The following is a 23,460-nucleotide window of genomic DNA, read 5'->3' as shown; positions in this document are numbered from 1 at the left end:
ACCTCAATCAAACAGACTGTCGATGAAGGCCTGGTCGATACCCGCGCCGGGCATGGACGGACCATTCAACAGCTTGGCATCGGACGGCGTGTCGGGCGTGGCGGCGGTCTCCATGGTCGGGTGGCGGCGCTGCACTTCCTCACCAAGGGCCACCAGCAAGGCTTCGACCTTCTGTTCGATATGTTTCAGGGCGCGGACCACCTTGGTGATACGCTGGCCGGTAATGTCCTGAAAATTGCAGGCCTCATAGATGCCGGTGGTGATGTCCATCAGCTTGTTGGACACTTCTGCCGGCACATCGCCGGCCAATGCCATCATCTGGTCACAGGCATCCATGATACGGTTGGTCGCATCTTCCGTGGCGCCGACCACCGCGTCCAGTTCATCGGTCGCTAATGGGATATGCTCGGAATGGATATCGGCCGGCTGGATGCTGGCGATCTCCTTCTTCGCGTTGTTGATAAACCGCGCCAGTCCTTCCAGTTCGGCATAAAGATGGAGGTCATGCTGCCCCATGTCGCCGCCCATGGAGGACAGAACCGACGCGACAATGGTCGCCACCTCTTCACGTGACAGCGGCTGGCGCGCTTCGGAACGGGCATTGTCCAGCCGTTCCTGAAGAACGGGGTCGGTGGCAGTGGCGGTGCGGAACATCAGAACACCTTCGAAGCGCGATAATGCGGGGCTGGCGGGGCGCCGGATAACGGGGGGACAGGCTCCCCCCGCCCTTCATACAATCATTCTGGCACGGTGGGCAGTCTCTTCCGTGCAGCCAGAAGGATGGTAACCTCCTGCGCCCGCTTTTCGTCCATGGCGGCAAAGACAGGGGCGACCTTGGCTTCCTTCATGCGGCTGATCACGTTCAGCAACACATCATTTTCCAGGTTGTTGAAGATTTTTGCAGCATCCGCCGGTTTCATCGTCTCATAAATCTTCACAAGACTGTCCAACTGGGCCTGCTGTTCAGCATTTGCCTGTGTCAGAAGCCCCTGGATTTCCTTCTTCAGGTTCTGAAGTTCAGTGATTTTCTGGTCGAATCGTGTCTCGGCGGCGGTCAGCATGGCTTCGCGCTGGTCCAGCTCGCGTGCCCGGCTGTCCAGTTGCTCCCGCCGCTCCTGCAGGCGTTGGAGCAGTTCCACCTCCGTGGGGGTGAAACCCTGGCCCGGCGTGCCGGAAGGGGCGGGGCTCGGGGCATCGGCCGGTTGTGATGCCGGCTCCGTCGCGGGTGGTGCCTGCGCCGGGGCGGTGGACGGCTGTGTCTGTGGTGCCTGAGCCACCTGCGTCGGAACGGGTATGGCGGGCGCGGGGGCAGGCGGGACGGCGAGAGTGGTTGTGGGACCCGGCGCAACAGGGGGCGGCGTCGCGCTGGCCGACGCTGCTGTCGCCGCAGGCAGGCCCTGTGGGACCGTTTCCTCCGCCACCGATGACGGGATCAACGACAGGCCCTTGCCGGTGGAGATCGTCAGCCAGATATCACCAACCTTGAACCCCAAGACCAGAGTCGCCACGAAGATCGTAGCCGGCAGCAGCCCAGGACGCATCAGCGCACGACGCGGCTTTGCCGGCTTTGGCGGCACCTTGCGAGCTACAGGGCGTGCGGCGGGTTTTGCTGCCGGTTTTGCGCCGGTAACGGGCTTGACCACTGGTTTGGCGGCGGACGGGCTGGACGTGTCGGTCATTGCCGCAGATTCTCCAGCGCCTGCAACAACTCCTTCTCCGCGCGCGATCGGGGTTCAGCCCCGGCCGTCGTTGGAGCGGGCGGCGCCGACGGCGCCGATGCTGCCGCCGCCGGTCGCGGGGCCGACGGCGCAGGGGCTCCGGCTGGACGCGCCGCCAAAGGGGCGGGCGCCACCGGGGCGGCCGGGGCCGCATTCATCACGGCAGCCCGCGCCTTGCCCGACGCGGCCTCCAGTCGGTTAGCCAACCCATCAGCCGCCTGAACAATCAGCTCCATTTCCTCTTTTAAGGTCTGGGCACGATTGATCAGAGCGGACAGGTTTTCCCCCGACTCCTGCGCAGTTTTACGCATGCCTTTCACAGAGCTGTCGGCCTGGGCCGTAGCCTCGGCGAAGCCTTTAACCAGTTCTTCCAGCTCGGCCCGGCTTTCCTTGACCGCGGATAATTGCCGGTTCAAGCGCAGGGCATAAATGATGGTGGCCACCAGAAGGCCGACGATGGCCACATCCAGCAACAGGGACAGGATGGAGGCGATCATGGCTGCGTCTCCGGTTTCGGGGATTCCTTGTCGATACGGACAGCGATGTTACCACCCTTACGGCCCATTCGGCCCAGGAACATCGGCACATCACCGCAGCGCAGTTCGATCGTCTCGTCCGGGGCCACGTTCAGCAGCACCCGGCTGCCAACCCGCCAGGCCATCACCTCGCTCAGCGGCAGCACGATCTCGTCCAGGACGGCGGACAGATGCACATCCGTCATCCAGAGTTCGGATGCCAGGTGGGTTTCCCAAATGCTGTCGCGACCGAATTTTTCACCCATGAACATCTGCAACAGCAGTTCGCGCACAGGTTCCAGCGTTGCGTAGGGGATCAGCAGTTCCAGACGCCCGCCACGATCTTCCATGTCGATGCGCAGCTTGACCAGCACGGCGGCATTGGCTTGTCGTGCGATGGTGGCAAAGCGGGGGTTGGTTTCCAGCCGGTCAAAACGGAAGGTGACCGGCGATAGTGGGTCAAACGCCGCCGACAGGTCCGACAGGACCACATGCACCATACGTTCAACCAGGTTACGTTCGATGGTCGTATAGGGGCGGCCTTCAATACGCATCGCCGCGGTACCACGCCGACCGCCCAGCAGCACGTCCACGATAGAATAGATCAGGGCCGAGTCGATGACCATCAGCCCGTAATTATCCCATTCTTCCGCTTTGAATACGGCAAGCATGGCCGGCAGCGGAATAGAATTCAGGTAATCGCCGAAACGCACCGAACTGATCTGGTCCAGTGAGACTTCGACATTGTCGGAGGTGAAGTTACGCAGGCTTGTCGACATCATGCGAACGAGGCGGTCAAACACCACCTCCAGCATCGGCAGACGTTCGTAATTCACCAGCGCCGAGTTTACCAGCGCCATAACGCCAGTATTGTCGCCGTCGCCGGCTCCGTCCTTGTCGAAACCCAGCAGACTGTCGATTTCGTCCTGATTAAGAACGCGCGTGGCACCGCCACCACCGCCGCCGCCCATGTCGCCAAAGGCGTCGCCAGCCCCTTCATCGGCCATGGCAGCCCATTCGGCCGCCATGCGTTCTTCTTCGCTCAGTTCCTCGGGCCCGGCCATCACGCTTCCCCTTGCATCATTGCTGGACCAGGAATTCCTTGATCAACACGTCCTTGACCTTGATCGGGGCGACCGCCGTGTTCACCCGCAGCTGCAGCTCCTCCCGCAGCCGGTACATGCCCGCCGACCCGCGCAGATCATCCACCTTCAACTCGCGCAGATAGACCTGGAACGCATCGGTGATGCGCGGCATGGCAAGATCAACGGCAGCCTTCTCCTCCGGGCGGTTCAATTCAAGCGAGATCCCCAGCTTCAGCAGCGTGGCCCGGCGCTCGCCTGTGTTCAGATTGACCAGCATGTCGGGAATGTCGGCATAGACCGGCGGCCCATTATAGGGCGGCAACTCCGGTTCTTTTTGCTCTTCCTCCACATGCTCGCCTTCACCTGCCGGCTTCTTGCCCAGAAGCCCATCCAGCGCACCAGTAAAAAACGCTGCCGCAGCGCCCGCCACGATCAGCACAACGGGCAACACAATGAACAGGACGATCTTCTTGCCGCTCAACTTCTTGCGCGGCACTTCGGCATCGGTTGACCCGCCGCCATCGGTCTCCATTGACATCACCCCGACACGTCCCAGAACCGACACACGCCCACTGAAACTCCATCGGGGTTGACCCCAGGAGAATCCAGCATCGCTGTCGAACCGGAATGATACCAAGCCGATTCAGCGCTTTCCACGGATTTGCAGGGGCACAGGAAGGAATTCCGCATAATTCGTCGCAAAGCCCGGTCTTCTCCCGCCGTCAGGCGCGACCTGCACCCCAACACTGATGTCTTTTTTCGTCCGCTTCTGGTCCGGCCAATGCCTTTCGGATAGGGTGAAATCTGATTAGCCTCCGACGCGTCACGACAAGCACCGGAGCATAAAATGTCCGCACATGATACGGCCCTGCTGGTTATTGATGTCCAGGAGAGTTTCCGTCAGCGCCCCTACTGGCAGGAAGCCGTGGCGATACCGTTCTTTGAGCGCCTTCAGGCCCTGATAGATGGCGCCGCACAGGCAGGTCTGCCCATCGCCCAGATTTTCCATGTTGATCCGGATGGGCCATTTTCGAAAGCGTCCGGCCATGTCCGCCTGCTATCGCCCATCCGTATCGCGCCCGATGCATGTTTTGAAAAATCACGCCACAGCGCCCTGGTCGGCAGCGGCCTGGATGTCTGGCTGGTCGCCAAAGGAATCCAGCGCGTGATCATCTGCGGCATCCGCACCGAACAATGTTGCGAGACAACAACACGCCATGCCAGCGATCTGGGCTATGCGGTCGATTACGTCACCGAGGCCACCTTGACCTTCGACATGACGGACAGGGCGGGCCGCTGCTGGCCAGCCGCCGAGATCAAGGCGCGGACGGAACTGGTCCTGGCGGATCGCTTTGCTACGATCACTGGCGTGGAACAGGCCCTCTCCCGCGCCATTCAAGGCAGAACGGGGCGGGAGGCAGCCTGATGCGCGCCGGTAACCACCGGGGACAGGAGACAAGCGGGCAGCAGATGATCCCCGTTTATGTTGTCCTGCCACCAAGGGCCATGCTGCTGGACGTCGCCGGACCGACAGAAGTGCTGCGCCGCGCGGGGGTGGAGCAAGACAGGATCGCCTTCACCTTGACCTTTGTGGGGCCGATGTCGGAGATGTCGAGTTCTGTGGGTCTGCTCCTCTCCGGCATTGCCCCCCTGCCTGACCATTTGCCGCCCGATGCCGTGATCCTGCTGTCTGGCAATATTGACCCGCTGCCCGGCCAGGATGTGCGCGTTGATGATGAGTATGAACAAGTGATCGTGGACTGGTTGCGCCGGAGCGTGCGTCCTGACCATCTGCTTTTATGTATCTGCTCTGGCTCTGTTATTGCGGCCCGTGCCGGCCTGATGGCAGGAAAGGCCTGCACCACGCACCATAGTTCCTATGATGATCTGCGTCGGGCCGAAAATGGCTGCCGGGTGCTGGAGAATCGCCTGTTTGTGGAGGATGGCAATTGCTGGAGCAGTGCCGGGATTACCGCCGGCATTGATCTGGCCCTGCATTTCGTCTCCCGTCGCTGCGGCGCCGGTGTCGCGGCTGCCGTCGCGCGGTACCTGGTTGTCTACATGCGCCGGGCCGGGGCCGATCCGCAACTGTCCCCTTGGCTTGAGGGGCGTAACCACCTGCATCCCGCCATTCACCGGGTCCAAGACGCCATCGCCAATGATCCCGCGCACGATTGGTCCCTGACGGCCCTGGCAAACATCGCTCATGCCAGCCCGCGCCATTTGTCACGGCTGTTCCGGGAACATGCAGGCATGACAATACCCGATTATGTTAACCGGCTGCGGGTCGGTCTGGCCCGGCGCATGATCGAAAATTCGCGTCTGGACATGGAGGCGGTGGCTGAACGGGCTGGCTTTGGTTCAACCCGGCAGTTGCGCCGTGCCTGGGGCCGGCTGCACGATGCCCCACCCAGCACCGCTCGACGGGTGGGCTAGGGGGTTGCGTTCCGGCACCTGCCCGCTTCACCATGGCAGCAACCTGCAACAGGACGCCACCATCATGACGCATCTGGGAAACTCCGCCGGCAGCCGTGACATCGCCTATCACCTGCACCCCTATACCAACCTGAAGGCGCATGAGACGACCGGGCCACTGGTCATCGCCTCGGGCAAGGGTGTCACCGTCACAGATGAGACGGGCAAGGACTATATCGAGGGGGTGGCCGGTCTCTGGTGTACCAGCCTGGGCTTTGATGAGCCGCGTCTGATCGACGCCGCCATCCGGCAGATGCGGACCCTGCCCTTTTACCATGCCTTTGCCCATAAATCGCATGAACCAGCCATCAATCTGGCTGAACGATTGATTGCTCTGGCACCCGTGCCGATGAGCAAGGTGTTCTTCGCCTGCTCGGGGTCGGAGGCCAACGATACGGCGGTGAAACTGATCTGGTACTACAACAATGCCCTTGGCCGACCGCAGAAGAAAAAAATCATCGCTCGGCAAAAGGCCTATCACGGCGTCACGGTTGCGGCAGCCAGCCTGACGGGCCTGCCGAACTGTCATCGGGATTTCGATCTGCCCCTGCAAGGTATCCTGCATACCGACTGCCCGCATTATTACCGGTTCGGACAGCCAGGAGAGAGCGAGGCGGATTTCGCCACCCGGCTGGCCGGCAATCTGGAGGCCCTGATCCTGCAAGAAGGCCCGGACACCGTGGCCGCCTTCTTTGCTGAGCCGGTCATGGGGGCCGGCGGCGTCATCCTGCCGCCGGCCACCTATTTCGAGAAAATCCAGGCAGTGCTGAAAAAGTATGACGTGCTGCTGGTCGCTGACGAAGTGATCTGCGGTTATGGCCGCACCGGCAATATGTGGGGCAGCCAGACCTATGGCATGAAGCCGGATATCCTGACATCGGCCAAGGCCCTGACATCGGCCTATCTGCCCCTGTCTGCGGTACTGGTGTCGGAACCGATCTATCAGGCCTGCGTGGCGGAAAGCGCCAAGATCGGGACGTTCGGCCACGGCTACACCTATTCCGGCCACCCGGTGAGTTGCGCCGTCGCCCTGGAGACCCTCAAGATTTATGAGGAGCGTGATATTGTCGGCCATGTCCGCGCCATGGCGCAGCACCTGCAACCAGGGCTGCGCGCCTTCCGTGACCACCCGTTAGTCGGCGAAGTGCGTGGCATCGGCTTGATCGGCGGGGTCGAACTGGTGGCCGACAAGATGACGAAGCGACCCTTTGACCCGTCCCTGGGGGTGGGGGCGAAGCTGGTCTCCTTCAGCCACCAGCATGGCGCCATTCTGCGTCCCATCGGCGACAGTATTGGCTTCTCCCCGCCCCTGATCATCACCGAACAGGAAATCGAAACGCTGCTGTTCCGATTTGAGAAATCGCTGGCCGATACGGCGGACTGGCTGGTGCGGGAAGGAGTAAAGGTGGGCTAATGCGTACTTCGCCTCAGTCCCCCGTCAGCATCGACCGTGGGTCCTCCAGGCCGGGATCTGTTTTTTGATGCGACAGATGCGTCCACCAGGTTCGCTGCGATCATCCTGGCTAAATCCACTGTCTGCGTGCGTGAACGATCAGCCTGGCTGTTGGTGCACAGCGTTGTATCGATCGGCGTGTGGCGGCGGATGGGCGAGCATGCCCGGATCATCGCTACGCGCCGGATGCCTCGCATAGCCAATGATGAATTGACCGAAATCAACGCGGTCTTCATGGTTCTTCGGCAAGCTGGCTGACAGTCGCCCGTTTCGACCTATCTTGGAATGGCGCGACAAGCGGTCGCGTGGGGTTTTGCCGACGACACCTTTGCAGTAATAAACAAGGGTGGACAAACGGCACGACCGGCGTGACATTTCCATCAGTGGCGTGAACGGGACAACGGCCCATGGATTACGAGAATTTTTTCAAGAGCCAGATCGACGGCCTGAAGCGTGAGGGCCGTTACCGCGTTTTCGCTGATCTGGAACGCCGTGTGGGTGAATTTCCGACCGCCACATTTCACGGGGAGGATGCCCCCCCGAAGGATGTCACCGTCTGGTGCTCCAACGATTACCTGGGCATGGGTCAACACCCTGTGGTCATCGGCTCTATGGTCGACAGCCTGCATAAATGCGGGGCTGGCGCCGGCGGTACACGCAACATTTCCGGCACCAATCACTATCACGTGATGCTGGAGAAGGAGCTGGCCGATCTGCATGGCAAGGAAGCCGCGCTGCTGTTCACCTCGGGCTATATCAGTAACGAGGCCACGCTTTCGACCCTGCCGCGCATCCTGCCCAACTGTGTGGTCTTCTCCGATGCGCTGAACCACAACTCGATGATTGAGGGTATCCGTCATTCAGGGGCCGAAAAGCATATTTTCCGCCATAATGACGTGGCCCATTTGGATGCCCTGCTGTCGCGCTATCCGAAAAACCAGCCCAAGCTGGTGGCCTTTGAGAGTGTTTATTCGATGGATGGCGACATCGCCCCCATCAAGGAACTGTGCGATGTCGCCGACAAGCACGGTGCCATGACCTATCTGGACGAAGTGCATGCCGTAGGCATGTACGGCCCGCGCGGCGCTGGCGTGGCGGAGCGCGAAGGCGTGATGGATCGCCTGACGGTGATTGAGGGCACGCTGGGCAAGGCGTTTGGCGTCATGGGGGGGTATATTACCGGCTCCACGGCGCTGGTTGATTGCGTGCGCAGCTTCGCGCCGTCCTTCATCTTCACCACGTCACTGGCCCCGGTATTGGCGGCCGGCGCACTAGCGTCGGTCATGTTCCTGAAGGAACACAACGAAATCCGTATCCGGCATCAGGAACGCGCGGCGACGCTGAAGCGACGTCTGGCCCAGGCCGGTCTTCCGGTGATGCCATCAGTCAGCCATATCGTGCCACTGCTGGTCGGCGACGCGCATTTGTGCAAACAAGCCAGCGACGACCTGCTGCGCCACCACGACATTTATGTGCAGCCAATCAATTACCCGACCGTGCCACGCGGCACCGAACGGCTGCGCCTGACCCCCACCCCCTTCCATGATGACCGCAAGATGGACCATCTGGTCGATGCCTTGTTGTCGGTGTGGAAGACCCTGGAACTGAAGCGCGCGGCCTGATCACAGGGCCACTGACGCACAGGGGCAAGGCCTGGATGCGACCCTGCATCCAGGCCTTGTTCATTTCCGCATGCCCGCTGTAACCCATCGGTTACCCCGGCGCTCTTGATGGCGGACCCGTCGGCGGGGTACAGGGATAAGTCTTGCGGACAGGAGGAATATCAGGATGGCCGAAGTCGATATGGACGAGCTGCTTGAACAGCTCAAGTCGGAATTCAGCGACTATATCAGTGACCGTCTTTCCTCCATCTACGGCACGCTCGATCAGGTGAAGTCGGGTACCGCCAAGGGGGCGGATGGGCTGCGCGAGTTGCGCCGCGAAATCCATTCCCTGAAAGGGTCCGGGTCAACCTTCGGCTATCCGATCGTGTCCCTGATTGCCCAGCGCCTGGAGACCTATTGCTCCGACCTAAAAGACCTGGATGAGAAGCAGATCGCCGAAATTCAGATCTTTGCCGACCGTATCGCGGAAATGGCAGAGTTGGAGGAACAGCCCGACATCGCGGCGACCAACCAGATTATCCGCCGCCTGCCCGCCCGGTTTGAATTCGACATTACTGATGTCGAGGTGCGGGATGTTGAAATCATGCTGGTAACGCCAAACAAGCTGGTGGCACGCAAGGCTGCCGGTGAGTTGGCGGCCTGCGGCTTCCGCGTCAATATTGTGTCCGATCCGATCGAAGCAATTTCAATTGCCGTGCGGATGCCCCCGGACCTGCTGATCGCATCCGCCGTCATGGAAGGGTTGGGCGGCATCGACCTGATCCGTGGCCTGCGCGCCATGTCCGTAACCCAGCACGTGCCGGCCGCACTGATGACCAGTATGGGCGCTGACCAGTTGAAGGGGGTTCCCGCCGATGCGGGTGTCATTCGACTGGGTGCAACATTCGGTGACGACATTGCGGCGACCATTACCCGTTTCAATCTGGGATGAGCATCCCCATATCCCGCGTTGTTAGGGTGGGACGTTCGGCCGCGGACGTCCCTTCATGATCCGGTAACCCACGCGGGATATATGAGGGGCTGGCGGACATAGCGTTCCGTCGGGATGAAGGTTGATCCGTGGACACACAATTGCCGCCCGAACCCGATGATTTGCCCGGCCACGCCAGTAAAGTTCCCCCGGAACAGCCGGCGTCGATTGAAACCAAGCGCACAACCGATGTTCTGCTGGATACAATCGCCAGGGTCGAAGGTGAGCGGATCAGCATTGGCGAGATGATCGATGGCCTGGGCGAACGGGCTTACGGCATTTTGATGCTGCTTTTTGCGCTGCCAACCATCCTACCGGCCCCACCCGGTATGTCGGCTGTTACGGGAATGCCCATTGTGGTGTTTTCCTTGCAGTTGATGGTTGGCCATCCGCATCCCTGGTTACCCAGTTTCCTGCGCCGCCGCAGCATTCTGCGGGCGGACCTGATGGCGGTCCTGGTGAAGGCGGAACCCTGGCTGCGCAAGGTGGAGAACATTACCATACCGCGGTTCACACATCTGATGGATGGGCGTATGGAGCGGCTGGCCGGCTTCATCGTTTTTTTCCTATCCATTGTCCTGATTCTACCGATCTTCATGGGCAACATCTTTCCGTCCATCGCCATCGCCCTGATTGCGCTGGCATTGATGGAACGAGATGGAATCGCCCTGATTGCCGGCTATATCAGTGCGGTGGCCAGCACCGTCATCGCCTTCGGTTTCATCGCGTTGACGGTCAAAATCATGCTCTATGCGGTGCATGAGTTCCTGGGGCTTTAATGCTGTGGGCTTCCTGTTGCCGCCGGTGGTTGGGGAGGCGTAGCATCCATCTGCGTTCCCCTGAACAGGTCCCAAGATGCATAGCTTTCCCCGCACCCGCCCGCGCCGTAACCGTGTCGATGGCTGGACCCGCCGTATGGTGGCGGAAAACCATCTGACGGTGAACGACCTGATCTGGCCGATCTTCGCGGTGGAGGGCGTGAACCAACGTCAACCTATCGGCAGCATGCCGGGGGTAGAGCGTCTGTCGCTTGATCTGCTGGTGCCGGCAGTGGCGGAGGCCCGTGACTTGGGCATCCCCTGCGTCGCCCTGTTCCCGGTCCTGCCGTTCGACCGAAAAGACCCGGAGGGCCGCGAGTCGGGCAATCCGGACAATCTGATGTGCCAGGCTATCCGCGCCATCAAGCGGGAAGTGCCGGATATCGGTATTCTGGGCGATGTGGCGCTCGACCCTTATACCAGCCATGGTCATGATGGCGTCGTGAAGGATGGCTATGTCTTAAACGAGGAAACGGTGCAGGCCCTGGTCCTGCAAGCGCTCGTACAGGCTGATGCCGGCTGCGATATCGTGGCCCCGTCCGATATGATGGATGGGCGTATTGGGGCCATCCGCGACGCGCTGGAGGCCAAGGGGCATACGTTGACCCGGATCTGCGCCTATGCTGCCAAATATGCCTCAGCCTTTTATGGCCCCTTCCGTGATGCGGTCCAGACAGGCGGTCTGCTGAAGGGTGACAAGAAGACTTATCAGATGGACCCGGCCAACAGTGATGAGGCGCTGCGTGAGGTTGGCCTGGATATCGCTGAAGGGGCCGATATGGTGATGGTAAAACCGGGTCTGCCCTATCTGGACATCATCCGCCGGGTAAAGGAAGAATTCCGTGTCCCCACTTTCGCCTATCATGTCAGTGGTGAGTACGCGATGCTGAAGGCAGCGTCGGCCAATGGCTGGCTGAACTATGAAGCGGCGCTGCTGGAAACCCTACTGGGCTTCAAACGTGCGGGTACCGACGCCATCCTGACCTATGGCGCCGTTGATGCGGCAAGATTGCTGCGAGCGGCGGGTCAGTGACGAGCCGTCACCGCGCCCGAAATCCGCGCCACCGCCTGTCCCCACGCATCCCAGCTCAGGCATGCGTGGAACCGTTCCTCGCATGCCTGCTGCATCCGGCTATAGACCTGTTGGTCAGACCATAATGCGGCAATACGGTCCGCATAATGGGCACCATTGGCCGACAGTGGTAATAGTACACCGTTTACACTGTCTGACACGACGCTAGGGATGCCACCGGTCGCGGTGGAGATGTTGGGCAGCCCCACGGCGCTCGCTTCGGCAAAAACAAGCCCGAAGGCCTCCTGCCGTGACGGAACAAACAGGAATGACGCCGTGCTGAACAGCGACTTCAACCTGGCATATTGCTGTGGATCACCTTTTGACAGGAATCCATGCTGGTAAATGCCGGGCCCATCAACAGGGGCGGTGCAGCCTGCGATATGCAGTTCCACATCAAGACCGCGCGCACGAAGGCATTGGAATGCCTCGTGAACAATGTCACCGCCCTTGCGCTTCCAATCAACACCCAGAAAAAATAACCGGCATTTGTCGGTTTGACGGTCAGTCACAGCAACTGTGTCGGGATCAAGATTGGCCCCCAAGGGCAAGACATGAACGCGATCGGCCGGAATCTGATAATCCTCGCGGGCCGATTGCGCGGCCCAGTCGCTGCTTAGCACTGCCGCAGCCGAACGCGACAGCGACGCGGCATCCATGGCATTACCAAGGCGTTTCGACCTGGCCGAAACACCCGCGAATTCACCCGGATAATAGCCGCTCATCGCAGCATAGGTTGCATCCGAAATGTGAAGCATCGGCGCCGCAGTCCGCAATCTGGACAAGATGACGGATGCCGATAAACCGATCACAATGTCTGGGCTGCACGCATTTAGCCTGCCTTCAATCTCCCGGCAGAACAAGGTGGAGATTAAGGGTTCACGGGCAGTATCCACCCCAAACCGCGCCCCAACCTTCAGGGCAAGTCGCTGAAAAGTCCCGACAATCGGGCAGGGTATGTGACAGACCTCATTAAAAACCCGCTGTAGCGCCCGATACGCATAAAATGGTGTGCCGCTCCAATCCCGCAGTGAGTGAGGATTGTAAGGGGTCACGAACGCCACCTTGAGCGACTTTGACATTGCGGAAATCCAGCCTAACAAAGGGAACGCAAATAACCGCTCCAAAAATAAACATGATTTTTAAGATAAAACAAATTTTTTGCACATTCTTGATTGTATAATTCCAATAGATTTTCTTGGTGCTAAAGAATGAAAGAACAGCTTTGACCTTACCCTGGCGCGAATATTGTTCAACTCGAACAGAAAAGTCCACCCGGCGCCATGCTGGGTGGACTTTTCACAAACAAAACGGGCGTGTTGGGGTCCGGCACCCCTGCGGGGTTACCCGCGCTTCAGCGCCGACCGGCCAGGATAGACGGACGCGACACCCAGGCCTTCCTCGATGCGGATCAACTGATTGTATTTGGCGATCCGGTCGGAGCGGGACAGCGAGCCAGTCTTGATCTGACCACAGTTGGTGGCAACGGCCAGGTCAGCAATGGTGCTGTCCTCGGTCTCGCCCGAACGGTGTGACAGCACGGCGGTGTAGCCGGCATTCTGGGCGATGCGGACAGCTTCCAGCGTCTCGGTCAGGGTGCCGATCTGATTGACCTTCACCAGGATGGAATTGCCAACACCCTTCTTGATTCCGTCCGACAGGCGGGCCGGGTTGGTGACAAACAGGTCGTCGCCGACCAACTGCACCTTGCCGCCGATCGTGTCGGTCAGCAGCTTCCAGCCGTCCCAGTCGTCCTCGGCCATGCCGTCCTCGATGGAGACGATCGGGTATTTCGACACCAGATCGGCCCAGTAGGCGACCATCTCGGCCGGGGTCAGGCTCTTGCCCTCGCCTTCCAGCTCATACTTGCCGTTCTTGAAGAACTCCGTCGAGGCGGCATCAAGCGCCAGCAGAACATTCTCACCGGCCTTGTAACCAGCGTCGGCGATAGCGGCAACGATGAAGTCCAAAGCTTCGGTGGTGGAGGACAGGTTGGGCGCAAAACCACCCTCATCGCCGACGGCGGTGTTATGGCCGGCAGCCTTCAGCTTCTTCTTCAGGGCGTGGAAAATCTCCGCACCCACGCGGATGGCCTCGGCGCAGGTTTCCGCGCCAACCGGCATCACCATGAATTCCTGGATGTCGATCGGGTTGTCGGCGTGCGCGCCGCCATTGATGATGTTCATCATCGGCACCGGCAGGATGCGGGCATTGGCCCCACCGACATATCGGTAGAGCGGCAGGTCCAGCTCATCGGCCGACGCCTTGGCCACGGCCATGGACACGCCCAGAATCGCATTCGCACCCAAACGGCCCTTGTTGGGCGTGCCGTCCAGGTCGATCATCGCCTGATCAATGGCGACCTGATCGGTGCTTTCCAGACCAACAAGCGTGTCGGCGATCTCGCCATTCACGGCCTCGACAGCCTTCAGCACACCCTTACCCAGGTAACGGGCTTTGTCGCCATCGCGCAGTTCGACGGCTTCATGCGCGCCGGTGGAGGCGCCCGACGGAACGGCGGCCCGGCCAAAGGCGCCAGATTCCAGGCGAACCTCGACCTCAACGGTCGGGTTGCCGCGGCTGTCCAGGATTTCGCGCGCGTGAATGTCGATGATGGCGGACATGGGGCCTCTCTCTGACGTGGGCGTGGTGGATGCCGTGAACCCGGTGAAGGGTTAATACGGGATGAAGGGGATAACGCCAGAGACAAGCGCCGACAAGGGACGGTTTCGCTACCCCGCCGTGCCCACAGGGTCGGCAGGCCGCCCATTGCCCACCGGTATGATGTCGGGAAGCTGACGCTTCGCCCCCTGCACGCCTGCATAGAAGGCGGAAAGCAAGGCAAAATCCGCCTCGATACTCTCTGTTGTCGCCAGCGGCTCCCCAATGCGGATCGTGTGCGCCGCATAATCCAGCGCGACAGGTATGATCGGAACGCCGGCCTGTCGGGCAACATGCCAGAAGCCCGTCTTCCATCCGGCGCCCGGCTTCGGATTACGTGTGCCCTCTGGGGCGATACCGACCACCATCCGTTCGGCGGCGTTCAAGGCAGCCACGCAATCACCGACAACACCATGTGCCGAACGACGGTCCACGGGCAGGATATCACACCAGCGCATGATTGGACCCAGTGGTCCCCAGAACAAAGTGTGCTTACCCAGGATATGGATACGCAGGTCGGTGGCCAGGATGGTGGCCATGGCGACAAAGAAATCGTAGTTGGACGTATGCGGGGCGCCGATAACGACGAATTTTTCCAGGTTCGGGAAGGCACCCGTAATGCGCCACCCCAGGAGGCGAAGGCCCATCCGACCAATAAAACGGGAAATTGGGCCGCCCCGCCGGTCATTGCGGGGGCCCAGGGACGGAACGGACATGGATTGCGTCTTCCTCACACCACCAGCGGGATTGGTGACCCCACCTTTCGTTATACGCCGATGGTGAGGAAATGGGGAGAATTTGTCAAACTACTGAACGAATAGGATTTACGAGGAAACGAAATCGCCCCCGCTAAATAGCAGAACAAACGGATACATAAATTATAACTTTAGCACCCTCCTCAAGGGCAACAGACGCAGCTACAGTCGTAGGCCTCACATCCACACCTAAGTGTTCGACAGTGCTTACCAAATAATGCTCTAAATCCAATTTTCCAGCAATCGTAATCATCTCCCCGACTCTCGGGAGCGAAACAAATCTATATAAACCAATACCATTTTTAGAACCAGATGACGCGACCTCAACCACAATAGCATCAACCATCTTGATTAACTTTTTTATAATTATTTACCGGTTGAGCATACCGTGCGGCTGAAATGATTTTATCTAATGCGTTCGCGATAAAATCTTGGTCACCAATTTTACTTTTGGCGTCCAGAGCAATATTATATATCTCATCAAGAGCAGACTGCTTAACGTTACTCATTGCGACCTCCAATAGTAAAAATTATAGTAAAGATTAACTTTTCTTAGCCTGTACTCAAAAAGATAATATTACGTAGACTAAATCTCAAGAGCTGAATATAAAAAACTACAATCCTACATAACCACCGGGTTCGCCTTGGCGATGCGGTCCAGAGCCAGCAACGTGCCCAGCACGCCTTCCATCTGATCCAGCGGCACCATATTGGGGCCATCGCTGGGGGCACAGTCGGGGTTCTCATGCGTTTCCATGAACACAGCCGCCACGCCAATGGCGATGGCGGCACGGGCCAGAACGGGCACGAACTCCCGTTGCCCGCCGCTGCTGGTCCCCTGCCCGCCCGGTTGCTGTACCGAATGGGTGGCGTCATAGACGACGGGATATCCGGTCTGCGCCATGATTGGCAGGGACCGCATGTCGCTGACCAATGTGTTGTAGCCGAAACTGGCCCCACGTTCGCACAGAAGGATGTTGTGGTTGCCGGTGGATACGATCTTGGCGGCGACATTCTTCATGTCCCAGGGCGCCAGGAACTGCCCCTTCTTCAGATTGATGGGCTTGCCCGTTTCACCCGCTGCCAGCAGCAGGTCGGTCTGCCGGCACAGGAAGGCGGGGATCTGCAGCACATCCACCACTTCCGCCACGGGCGCGCATTGTTCGGCCGTGTGGATGTCGGTCAGCACGGGACAGCCGAAGGTCGCCCGGATATCGGCCAGGATGGGCAGCGACTGATCCATGCCCAGACCGCGCTGCGCACTGACCGAGGTGCGATTGGCCTTGTCGAAGCTGGTCTTGTAGATCAGGCCGATACCCAGCTTCTTCGTCAGTTCCGATAAGGCTCCCGCCATGGCAAAGGCATGATCACGGCTCTCCAACTGACAGGGGCCCGCGATCAGCACAAAGGGACGGTCATTGGCGATCGACAGCGGGCCGACAGTGACAGTGCGGGTCATGGCTTGCTCCTTCATGCCGCCATATGGGGCGGCGGGCGCAGAAAATAAAGAAGGCCGGGGAAGGTGAGCACCCACCCCGGCCTTTCATATCCTGTTCAATCACACCAACCGGCTCTGCGCGATGGCGGCACCGATGAAGCTGGTGAACAACGGATGCGGGTCGAACGGCTTGGACTTCAGTTCGGGGTGGAACTGCACGCCCACGAACCAGGGATGGTCCGGCAATTCCACAATCTCCGGCAGGATGCCGTCGGGTGACAGGCCGGAGAATTTCAGGCCGACCTTTTCCAGTGCTTCCTTGAAGTTGATGTTCACTTCGTAGCGGTGACGGTGGCGCTCAACGATATCCTCGCTGCCATAGATATCTGCCACGCGGGTGCCGGGCAGCAAGTGGCAGCTATAGGAACCCAGGCGCATGGTACCGCCCAGATCACCGCCTTCCTGGCGCTGCACCAGTTGGTTACCCTGCACCCACTCCGTCATCAGACCGACAACAGCCGGATCGGGCTTACCGAATTCGGTGGAGCCGGCCTGTTCCAACCCTGCCAAGTGACGGGCACTCTCAATGACAGCCATCTGCATGCCAAAGCAGATGCCAAAATAGGGGATCTTGTGTTCACGCGCAAACTGCACAGCCCGGATCTTGCCCTCGGTCCCGCGCTCACCGAATCCACCCGGCACCAGGATGCCATGGACATGTTCTAGCTGTTCCAGCGCCTCGCCGCTTTCGAATATCTCAGCGTCGATCCAATCCAGCTTGACCTTCACATTGTTGGCGATGCCGCCATGGGTCAACGCCTCGCCCAGTGACTTATAGGCGTCCAGCAGGCTGGTATATTTGCCCACCACGGCAATGGTGACCGTCCCTTCGGGATTGCGCACGCGGCGCACAATCTCTTCCCAGCGCGACAGGTCAGGCGCCTTGTCGGCGGCCATGCCGAAATATTTCAGCACTTCGGTATCAAAGCCCTGCTCGTGATAGGAGATTGGTACCTGATAGATCGTGTCCACATCCAATGCTGCGATCACGCATTCCTTCTTGATGTTGCAGAACTGCGCGATCTTACGGCGCTCATTCTCCGGAATGTCGCGGTCGGCGCGGCACAGCAGCATCTGCGGCTGGATGCCGACCGACAGCAGTTCCTTCACCGAATGCTGGGTCGGCTTGGTCTTCAACTCGCCGGCGGCCGGGATATAGGGGACCAGGGTAACGTGGCAGAACAGCACGTTTTCCGAACCACGGTCATTGCCAAACTGGCGGATGGCCTCCAGGAAAGGCAGCGATTCGATATCACCAACGGTACCGCCCACCTCGCACAGCACAAAATCCTCGCCATCCAGATCGGCGGCGATGAAATCCTTGATGGCGTCCGTGATGTGGGGGATCACCTGCACCGTGGCGCCCAGGTAGTCACCCCGACGCTCCTTGGCCAGCACATTGGAATAGATGCGGCCGGTGGTAATGTTGTCCGACTTGGTTGCATGAACACCGGTAAAGCGTTCGTAATGGCCCAGGTCGAGGTCGGTTTCGGCGCCGTCATCGGTGACGAACACCTCGCCATGCTGATACGGGCTCATCGTGCCGGGATCGACATTCAGATAGGGGTCCAGCTTGCGCAGGCGGACCTTGAAGCCGCGAGCCTGCAGCAGCGCCCCCAGGGCTGCGGATGCCAGGCCCTTGCCCAGCGACGAAACCACACCACCGGTGATGAAGATGAAGCGCGTCATGGAACCCTAACCTTCGCCAAACATGCCAACAGGTTGGGCCCATACGGCCCAAGCACTTGAGATTAAACCGAGGCAAAAAGCCCACGTCACCCTATTCACGCCCTAACGGAAAGAGGCGGCATGTCTGCCGCCTCTCCCCTGTTCAACGGGCCGTTTCGCCACCGGACCTTACTGGCCGACGGGAACCGCCGGTTTGGCAGGCTCGGCAGGGGTTGCCGGCGCCTGGGTGCCGGGGGCCGGCACCTGATCAAAAATGCTCTTCTGGTTACCATCCGTGCCGGCCAAGATGGCCAGAATCAGACTGGTGCAGAAGAACAGGGCCGCCAGGATGGCCGTCGTGCGGGTCAGTAGATTGGCGCTGCCGCGAGCGGTCATGAAACCACCCATCGTGCCGCCCCCTACGCCCAGGCCGCCGCCTTCCGACTTCTGCACCAGAACCACGCCGATCAACGCCAACGTGATCAGCAGATGCACGACCAGGACTACCTCTTGCATCCCAACAATCCCTGCAACCAATTGAAACGGATCGTGGGACCCCACGATACCTGACCATAAGCAAATGGCGCATCACGCGCCCAAACGCAAGGCCGCCCGCTTCCCCATGCAGGGGAAACGGGATGCACCCGCGTCATGTAACCGTCACGCTTCTTATCCGGTCCCGCGTCGGCACGCCACAGCGAAGTCTCAAGGGCAGGCTTGCGCGATGGCCCAGAAATCATCCGCTTTCAGGCTGGCACCCCCTACGAGGGCGCCATCGACATCGAGCAGCCCGAGGATTTCGGCGGCATTGGACGGCTTCACCGATCCGCCATAAAGGATGCGGACGGCATCCGGGTCGGCGACCAAACCGGACAGGCGTGCGCGGATCATGCCATGCATGGCAGCAATGTCCGCCAGGGTCGGCGTCCGGCCGGTGCCGATCGCCCAGACCGGTTCATAGGCCACGACGGTGTTGGCGGCGGTCGCACCCTCGGGAATCGAGCCGGCAAGCTGCGCCGCTACGACAGCTTCGGCATGACCTGCATCCCGTTCAGCCTCTGTTTCCCCCACACAGATGATCGCGGTCAGTCCGGCACGGAGGGCAGCAGCAGCCTTAGCCTTAATCAGGGCGCTGGTTTCTGCGTGGTTGGTGCGGCGTTCCGAATGGCCCACAATCACCCAGCCAGCACCGACATCGGCCAGCATTTCAGCGGCAATGTCACCGGTATGGGCGCCTTGGGCCTGGGCATGGCAATCCTGTCCGCCGACTGCAACAGCCTGACCGGCGACGGTCTGGGCGATGGCGCCGATGATGGTAGCGGGCGGACAGACCAACAGGTCGAATCGTCTATCGGCAACGGGACCGACACGGGCAGCCAGATCGGCAGCCAGTGCGGCACCATCGCTGCGCCGACAATGCATCTTCCAATTGCCGGCAATCAGGTAACGGCGAACGGTCATTTTATCCTCTACTCTTCTTTTCGGCCATGTCCGCCAGGTTGATCCCGGTCTGCCGGCCTTATGTGACACAAACATTATGCGGACAGCCCAGTCCTGTCCAAAAGGTCAACGCTGTCATGGGCCCAAGTGCAACACATGGCCCCTGCCCGCCCCCCGGACTTGCCCCACGGTTGCAGCTTCCCTATGATGCCGCGCTTTCCGGGCTGTGGCCCGGCGGTGCCATCCGCAGTCCCGCGGATTGTGCCGCACCCATTTGATGGAACTTCAAGCGTCCCCATGCTTCAGATCATCCGCAGCACCGCTGGCTCCTGGGTCGTCAAGATCCTGTTCGTGGCCCTGATCATCAGCTTCGCTGTCTGGGGCATCGGCGATGTCACCAAGGGGGTGCAGACTGGCGTCGCCAAGGTCGGTGACCGCAGCATCACACCCCTAGAGCTGGATCAGGCCTACCGTACCGAATTCAACCGGATGCGGCAGATGATCGGTCCGGAATTCAGCGAAGAGCAGGCCAATCAGTTCGGTCTGCGCGACCGCGCCCTGGAACAGCTTGTGCAAAAGGAATTGCTGGCGTTGGCCGCAGAAGATCTGGGCCTCCGGGTCGCAGATGAGACGGTGCGCCAGGAAGTCCTGAAGGTTCCGGCGTTCAAGGACAGTTTCGGCAATTTTGACGCCAATCTGATGCGCGCACTTTTGCAGCAGAATGGCCTGACAGAGGCGGGCTTTGTCGAAGATGTGCGTAACGACATGGCGCGCAGTGACATGATTGGCGCCGTGACTGCCGGTGCCAATGCCTCCAAAACCCTGGCCGAAGCGCTTTACCGCTATCGGTTTGAAGGGCGGACATTCGAAATTGTCACCATTCCCTACAATGCCATGCCGGCCGCCCCCTCTCCGGACCAGGCCACCTTGGAGGCATTCCACAAGGAAAAGGCCATCCGTTACACCGCACCGGAATATCGCACGCTGAACGTGGCCCTGATCGAAGCGGCAAACCTGACCAAGGATATCGAGGTCACGGAAGAGTTGCTGAAGGAATATTACGACGCCCATGCCGGGGACTATATCACGCCGGAAAAGCGGTCGATCACCCAGGCCGTGTTCCCCAACAAGGAAGCCGCAGAGAAGGCGCTGGCTGACGTGACTGCCGGACAGGCGGTAGAAGCGGTGGCACGCGCCGTTGGCGTGGAAGCTGTAACGCTTGAGGACGTGCTGAAGGACGGGCTACCGACCGAACTGGCTGAACCCGCATTTGCCACACCGGAAGGCGCGTCAGGCGGGCCGGTCGAAAGTGCCTTTGGCTTCCATATCTTCACCGTCACCAAGGTGCAGCCGGGCGGTGAACGCAAGCTGGAAGAGGTGAAGGAAGAAGTCGCCACAAAGGTGCGGCAGGACAAGGCCATCGAAAAGCTGTTTGAACTGTCCACGAAGCTGGAGGATGAGCTGGCCGGTGGCACACCCCTGGCTGAGGCCGCTCAGACCGTTGGAGCACGCATCGTCAAACTGGACAGCATCGACAATCGTGGCGCTGACAAGACGGGCACTGTCCAGGGCACCGGCCTGCCGGCCTTCGACAAGATCGTGGCCTCGGGCTTCACTGTGGCTGACGGCCAGACTGGCAGCGTGGAAGAAGCCGGAAGTGATGCCTTCTTCGCTGTCCAGGTGGAATCGGTGATCCCGGCCACGCTGAAGCCGCTCGACGACGTTAAATCAATCGTACTTGGCGACTGGCAGGCGGAACAGAAGCAGATCGCAGCGCGCAAAAAAGCCGAAGAAGTGGCCGAAAAGATGAAGGCTGGTGCCGCCGCCAAGGATGCCGCTCTTGGGGTTCCTGGCGCACTCGCCCAGAATATTGATCCGCTGATGCGGGTTGGTGCGCCCAGTGCCCTGATCCCGCCCGCCGCCGTCCAGACCCTGTTCAGCGGTGCCATTGGCAATGTAACCACGGCAGACAAGCCGACCGGGGTTGTTGTGGCCAAACTGACCGGGATCATCCCGGCCGATCCTGCCAACCCCTTGGCGGCGGGTCAGTTGGCCCAACTGGCTGATGCGACCGGCCAAGCAATGCAGGATGAACTGATCCTGCAATATCTGGCGGCGCTGCGTGCCCATTCCGGGGTCACGATCAACCAGAATTTGATCAACCAGCTTTACCGCACTACCCAGGAGTAATTCCCGTGCGCACCTTCCCGGAAGACAGCACCTTTATCCGCACCTATGAGGCTGGGGCGGCACAGGTGCTCTGGACCCGGTTGGTCAGCGACCTGGATACGCCCGTTTCCGCCATGCTGAAGCTGGTACGCGGACGTCCCAACGCTTTCCTGCTGGAATCGGTCACCGGCGGATCGGTGCGCGGACGTTATTCCATGATCGGGTTGAAGCCAGACCTGATTTGGCGTTGCCGCGGTACGGCGTCGGAGATTAACCGCAACGCCGAGACCGACCCCGGTCGCTTTGTTCCCTGTACCGGCGCGCCGTTGACGGTATTGTCCGATCTGCTGGAAGAGAGCCGGATTGACCTGCCGGCGGAATTGCCGCCCATGTCAGCCGGGCTGTTCGGTTATCTGGGCTATGACATGGTCCGGTTGATGGAGAAGCTGCCCGACAGCAATCCCAATCAACTCGATGTCGACGACAGCATTATGATCCGCCCCACGGTCATGGCGATTTTCGATGGCATCGAGAATGTCGTGACAGTTGTGACCCCGGTACGTCCGGCCGCCGGCATGTCGGCAACGGCGGCATTGCAGGCGGCGCGCGACCGTCTGGCTGAGTCAGTCGCCGATCTGGAAGGACCGGTTCCGGGTACTCATGAGACCACAACGGAAATCCCTGCGCTGCCCGCCCCGGAATCCAACACGGCGATGCAGGAATATTTCGGCATCGTGGAAAAAGCGAAGGAGTATATTCGCGCTGGCGACATCTTTCAGGTGGTGCCCAGCCAGCGTTTCTCCGTGCCGTTCACCCTGCCACCGTTCGCACTGTATCGGGCATTGCGCCGTCTGAACCCGTCACCCTTCCTGTTTTTTCTGGACTTCGGTGGCCTGTCAGTTGTCGGGTCCAGTCCGGAAATTCTGGTGCGCCTGCGTGACGACACTGTCACCATCCGCCCGATCGCCGGAACCCGCAAACGGGGCAAGGATGCGGCGGAAGACAAGGCCCTCGCCGCCGACCTTCTGTCCGATCCCAAAGAACTGGCCGAACATCTGATGCTGCTGGATTTGGGCCGTAACGATGTGGGCCGGGTGTCGCAGACGGGAACCGTTACGGTAACGGAAAAGTTTACGATCGAATATTATTCCCATGTCATGCATATCGTTTCGAACGTGGAAGGAAAGCTGAACCCCAAATTCACCCCGATCGAGGCGCTGGTCGCGGGTTTTCCCGCCGGTACAGTCTCTGGCGCTCCCAAGGTGCGGGCGATGGAGATCATTGACGAGTTGGAAAAGACACGGCGCGGGATCTATGGTGGCTGCATTGGCTATTTCGCTGCCAATGGCACGATGGATACCTGTATTGCCCTGCGTACTGCCGTTCTGAAAGATGGGGTGATGCATGTACAGGCGGGCGGCGGTGTTGTAGCGGACAGCGATCCGGAGGCTGAGTATCAGGAGACGGTGAACAAAGCCAAGGCCTTGTTCAAGGCAGCCGAAGAGGCCGTCCGTTTCGCCCAGGAAAGCCGGGGGTAA

The 23,460-nt window shown here is 60.1% G+C and carries 22 protein-coding genes; 9 read left to right on the top strand and 13 right to left on the bottom strand.

The window, feature by feature from the left end; genetic code table 11:
• Window positions 1–3 precede the first annotated feature (3 nt).
• The 5 genes from CHU95_RS19220 to CHU95_RS19200 form a co-directional block, all read right to left on the bottom strand.
• On the bottom strand, window positions 4–654 hold the full coding sequence (locus CHU95_RS19220; RefSeq protein WP_094457905.1) for a protein phosphatase CheZ: 651 nt from the start codon (window positions 652–654) through the stop codon (window positions 4–6).
• Window positions 655–737: 83 nt separating this feature from the next.
• On the bottom strand, window positions 738–1,679 hold the full coding sequence (locus CHU95_RS19215) for a MotE family protein (RefSeq protein ID WP_094457904.1): 942 nt from the start codon (window positions 1,677–1,679) through the stop codon (window positions 738–740).
• Complete coding sequence (locus tag CHU95_RS22570) at window positions 1,676–2,215, bottom strand: DUF6468 domain-containing protein (protein ID WP_165772263.1); 540 nt, start codon at window positions 2,213–2,215, stop codon at window positions 1,676–1,678. Before CHU95_RS22570 ends, CHU95_RS19215 begins: the two co-directional genes overlap by 4 nt.
• Complete coding sequence (gene fliM, locus CHU95_RS19205; RefSeq protein ID WP_094457903.1) at window positions 2,212–3,297, bottom strand: flagellar motor switch protein FliM; 1,086 nt, start codon at window positions 3,295–3,297, stop codon at window positions 2,212–2,214. Before fliM ends, CHU95_RS22570 begins: the two co-directional genes overlap by 4 nt.
• A 16-nt stretch (window positions 3,298–3,313) precedes the next feature.
• Entirely contained in the window at window positions 3,314–3,856 is a 543-nt protein-coding gene (locus CHU95_RS19200; protein ID WP_094457902.1) for a flagellar basal body-associated FliL family protein, read from the bottom strand.
• Window positions 3,857–4,165: 309 nt separating this feature from the next.
• On the opposite strand from CHU95_RS19200, the gene CHU95_RS19195 reads away from it, so the two are divergent.
• The 7 genes from CHU95_RS19195 to hemB all read left to right on the top strand — a co-directional run bounded on the left by CHU95_RS19195 (window position 4,166) and on the right by hemB (window position 11,692).
• A complete protein-coding gene (locus CHU95_RS19195; RefSeq protein WP_094457901.1) occupies window positions 4,166–4,744 on the top strand; it encodes an isochorismatase family protein in 579 nt (192 codons plus the stop codon).
• The gene (locus CHU95_RS19190) at window positions 4,744–5,754 is read left to right on the top strand and encodes a GlxA family transcriptional regulator (protein ID WP_094457900.1); all 1,011 of its coding nucleotides are present in this window, start codon (window positions 4,744–4,746) and stop codon (window positions 5,752–5,754) included. Before CHU95_RS19195 ends, CHU95_RS19190 begins: the two co-directional genes overlap by 1 nt.
• Window positions 5,755–5,818: 64 nt before the next feature.
• The gene (locus CHU95_RS19185) at window positions 5,819–7,207 is read left to right on the top strand and encodes an aspartate aminotransferase family protein (RefSeq protein WP_094458009.1); all 1,389 of its coding nucleotides are present in this window, start codon (window positions 5,819–5,821) and stop codon (window positions 7,205–7,207) included.
• A gap of 446 nt (window positions 7,208–7,653) precedes the next feature.
• Complete coding sequence (hemA, locus tag CHU95_RS19175) at window positions 7,654–8,868, top strand: 5-aminolevulinate synthase (protein ID WP_094457898.1); 1,215 nt, start codon at window positions 7,654–7,656, stop codon at window positions 8,866–8,868.
• A 166-nt stretch (window positions 8,869–9,034) separates the two neighbouring features.
• Window positions 9,035–9,802, top strand: a complete 768-nt coding sequence (locus CHU95_RS19170) for an Hpt domain-containing protein (RefSeq protein WP_094457897.1) — start codon at window positions 9,035–9,037, stop codon at window positions 9,800–9,802.
• Window positions 9,803–9,930: 128 nt separating this feature from the next.
• Window positions 9,931–10,620: an exopolysaccharide biosynthesis protein gene (locus CHU95_RS19165; RefSeq protein WP_094457896.1), complete on the top strand. Its 690-nt coding sequence runs from the start codon at window positions 9,931–9,933 to the stop codon at window positions 10,618–10,620.
• Window positions 10,621–10,696: 76 nt separating this feature from the next.
• Window positions 10,697–11,692 (top strand): porphobilinogen synthase, encoded by a 996-nt coding sequence (hemB, locus tag CHU95_RS19160; RefSeq protein ID WP_094457895.1) that lies wholly within the window; start codon window positions 10,697–10,699, stop codon window positions 11,690–11,692.
• Here hemB and CHU95_RS19155 read toward each other — a convergent pair.
• The 8 genes from CHU95_RS19155 to tpiA all read right to left on the bottom strand — a co-directional run bounded on the left by CHU95_RS19155 (window position 11,686) and on the right by tpiA (window position 19,774).
• Complete coding sequence (locus tag CHU95_RS19155) at window positions 11,686–12,858, bottom strand: glycosyltransferase family 4 protein (RefSeq protein ID WP_133065581.1); 1,173 nt, start codon at window positions 12,856–12,858, stop codon at window positions 11,686–11,688. The genes hemB and CHU95_RS19155 overlap by 7 nt on opposite strands.
• A 216-nt stretch (window positions 12,859–13,074) precedes the next feature.
• Window positions 13,075–14,355 carry a phosphopyruvate hydratase gene (eno, locus tag CHU95_RS19150; protein WP_094457893.1) on the bottom strand — a complete coding sequence of 427 codons (1,281 nt, stop codon included), beginning with the start codon at window positions 14,353–14,355 and terminating at the stop codon, window positions 13,075–13,077.
• A 108-nt stretch (window positions 14,356–14,463) separates the two neighbouring features.
• Window positions 14,464–15,108, bottom strand: coding sequence for a lysophospholipid acyltransferase family protein (locus tag CHU95_RS19145; RefSeq protein ID WP_094457892.1), 645 nt, complete (start codon window positions 15,106–15,108; stop codon window positions 14,464–14,466).
• A gap of 377 nt (window positions 15,109–15,485) precedes the next feature.
• Window positions 15,486–15,656: a hypothetical protein gene (locus tag CHU95_RS22565; RefSeq protein ID WP_165772262.1), complete on the bottom strand. Its 171-nt coding sequence runs from the start codon at window positions 15,654–15,656 to the stop codon at window positions 15,486–15,488.
• A gap of 113 nt (window positions 15,657–15,769) precedes the next feature.
• Window positions 15,770–16,606: a 3-deoxy-8-phosphooctulonate synthase gene (gene kdsA, locus CHU95_RS19140; RefSeq protein ID WP_094457891.1), complete on the bottom strand. Its 837-nt coding sequence runs from the start codon at window positions 16,604–16,606 to the stop codon at window positions 15,770–15,772.
• 99 nt (window positions 16,607–16,705) lie between these two features.
• A complete protein-coding gene (locus CHU95_RS19135; RefSeq protein WP_094457890.1) occupies window positions 16,706–18,334 on the bottom strand; it encodes a CTP synthase in 1,629 nt (542 codons plus the stop codon).
• 168 nt (window positions 18,335–18,502) lie between these two features.
• Window positions 18,503–18,829 (bottom strand): preprotein translocase subunit SecG, encoded by a 327-nt coding sequence (gene secG / locus CHU95_RS19130; protein WP_094457889.1) that lies wholly within the window; start codon window positions 18,827–18,829, stop codon window positions 18,503–18,505.
• 189 nt (window positions 18,830–19,018) lie between these two features.
• Entirely contained in the window at window positions 19,019–19,774 is a 756-nt protein-coding gene (gene tpiA, locus CHU95_RS19125; RefSeq protein WP_094457888.1) for a triose-phosphate isomerase, read from the bottom strand.
• A gap of 276 nt (window positions 19,775–20,050) precedes the next feature.
• Here tpiA and CHU95_RS19120 point away from each other — a divergent pair, with 276 nt between their 5' ends.
• Entirely contained in the window at window positions 20,051–21,943 is a 1,893-nt protein-coding gene (locus CHU95_RS19120) for a peptidylprolyl isomerase (protein ID WP_165772261.1), read from the top strand.
• Window positions 21,944–21,948: 5 nt separating this feature from the next.
• On the top strand, window positions 21,949–23,460 hold the full coding sequence (gene trpE, locus CHU95_RS19115) for an anthranilate synthase component I (protein WP_094457886.1): 1,512 nt from the start codon (window positions 21,949–21,951) through the stop codon (window positions 23,458–23,460).

The sequence above is a fragment of the Niveispirillum lacus genome, assembly GCF_002251795.1.
Classification (GTDB): Bacteria; Pseudomonadota; Alphaproteobacteria; order Azospirillales; family Azospirillaceae; genus Niveispirillum; species Niveispirillum lacus.
This window is presented reverse-complemented; position numbering and strand designations above follow the sequence as displayed.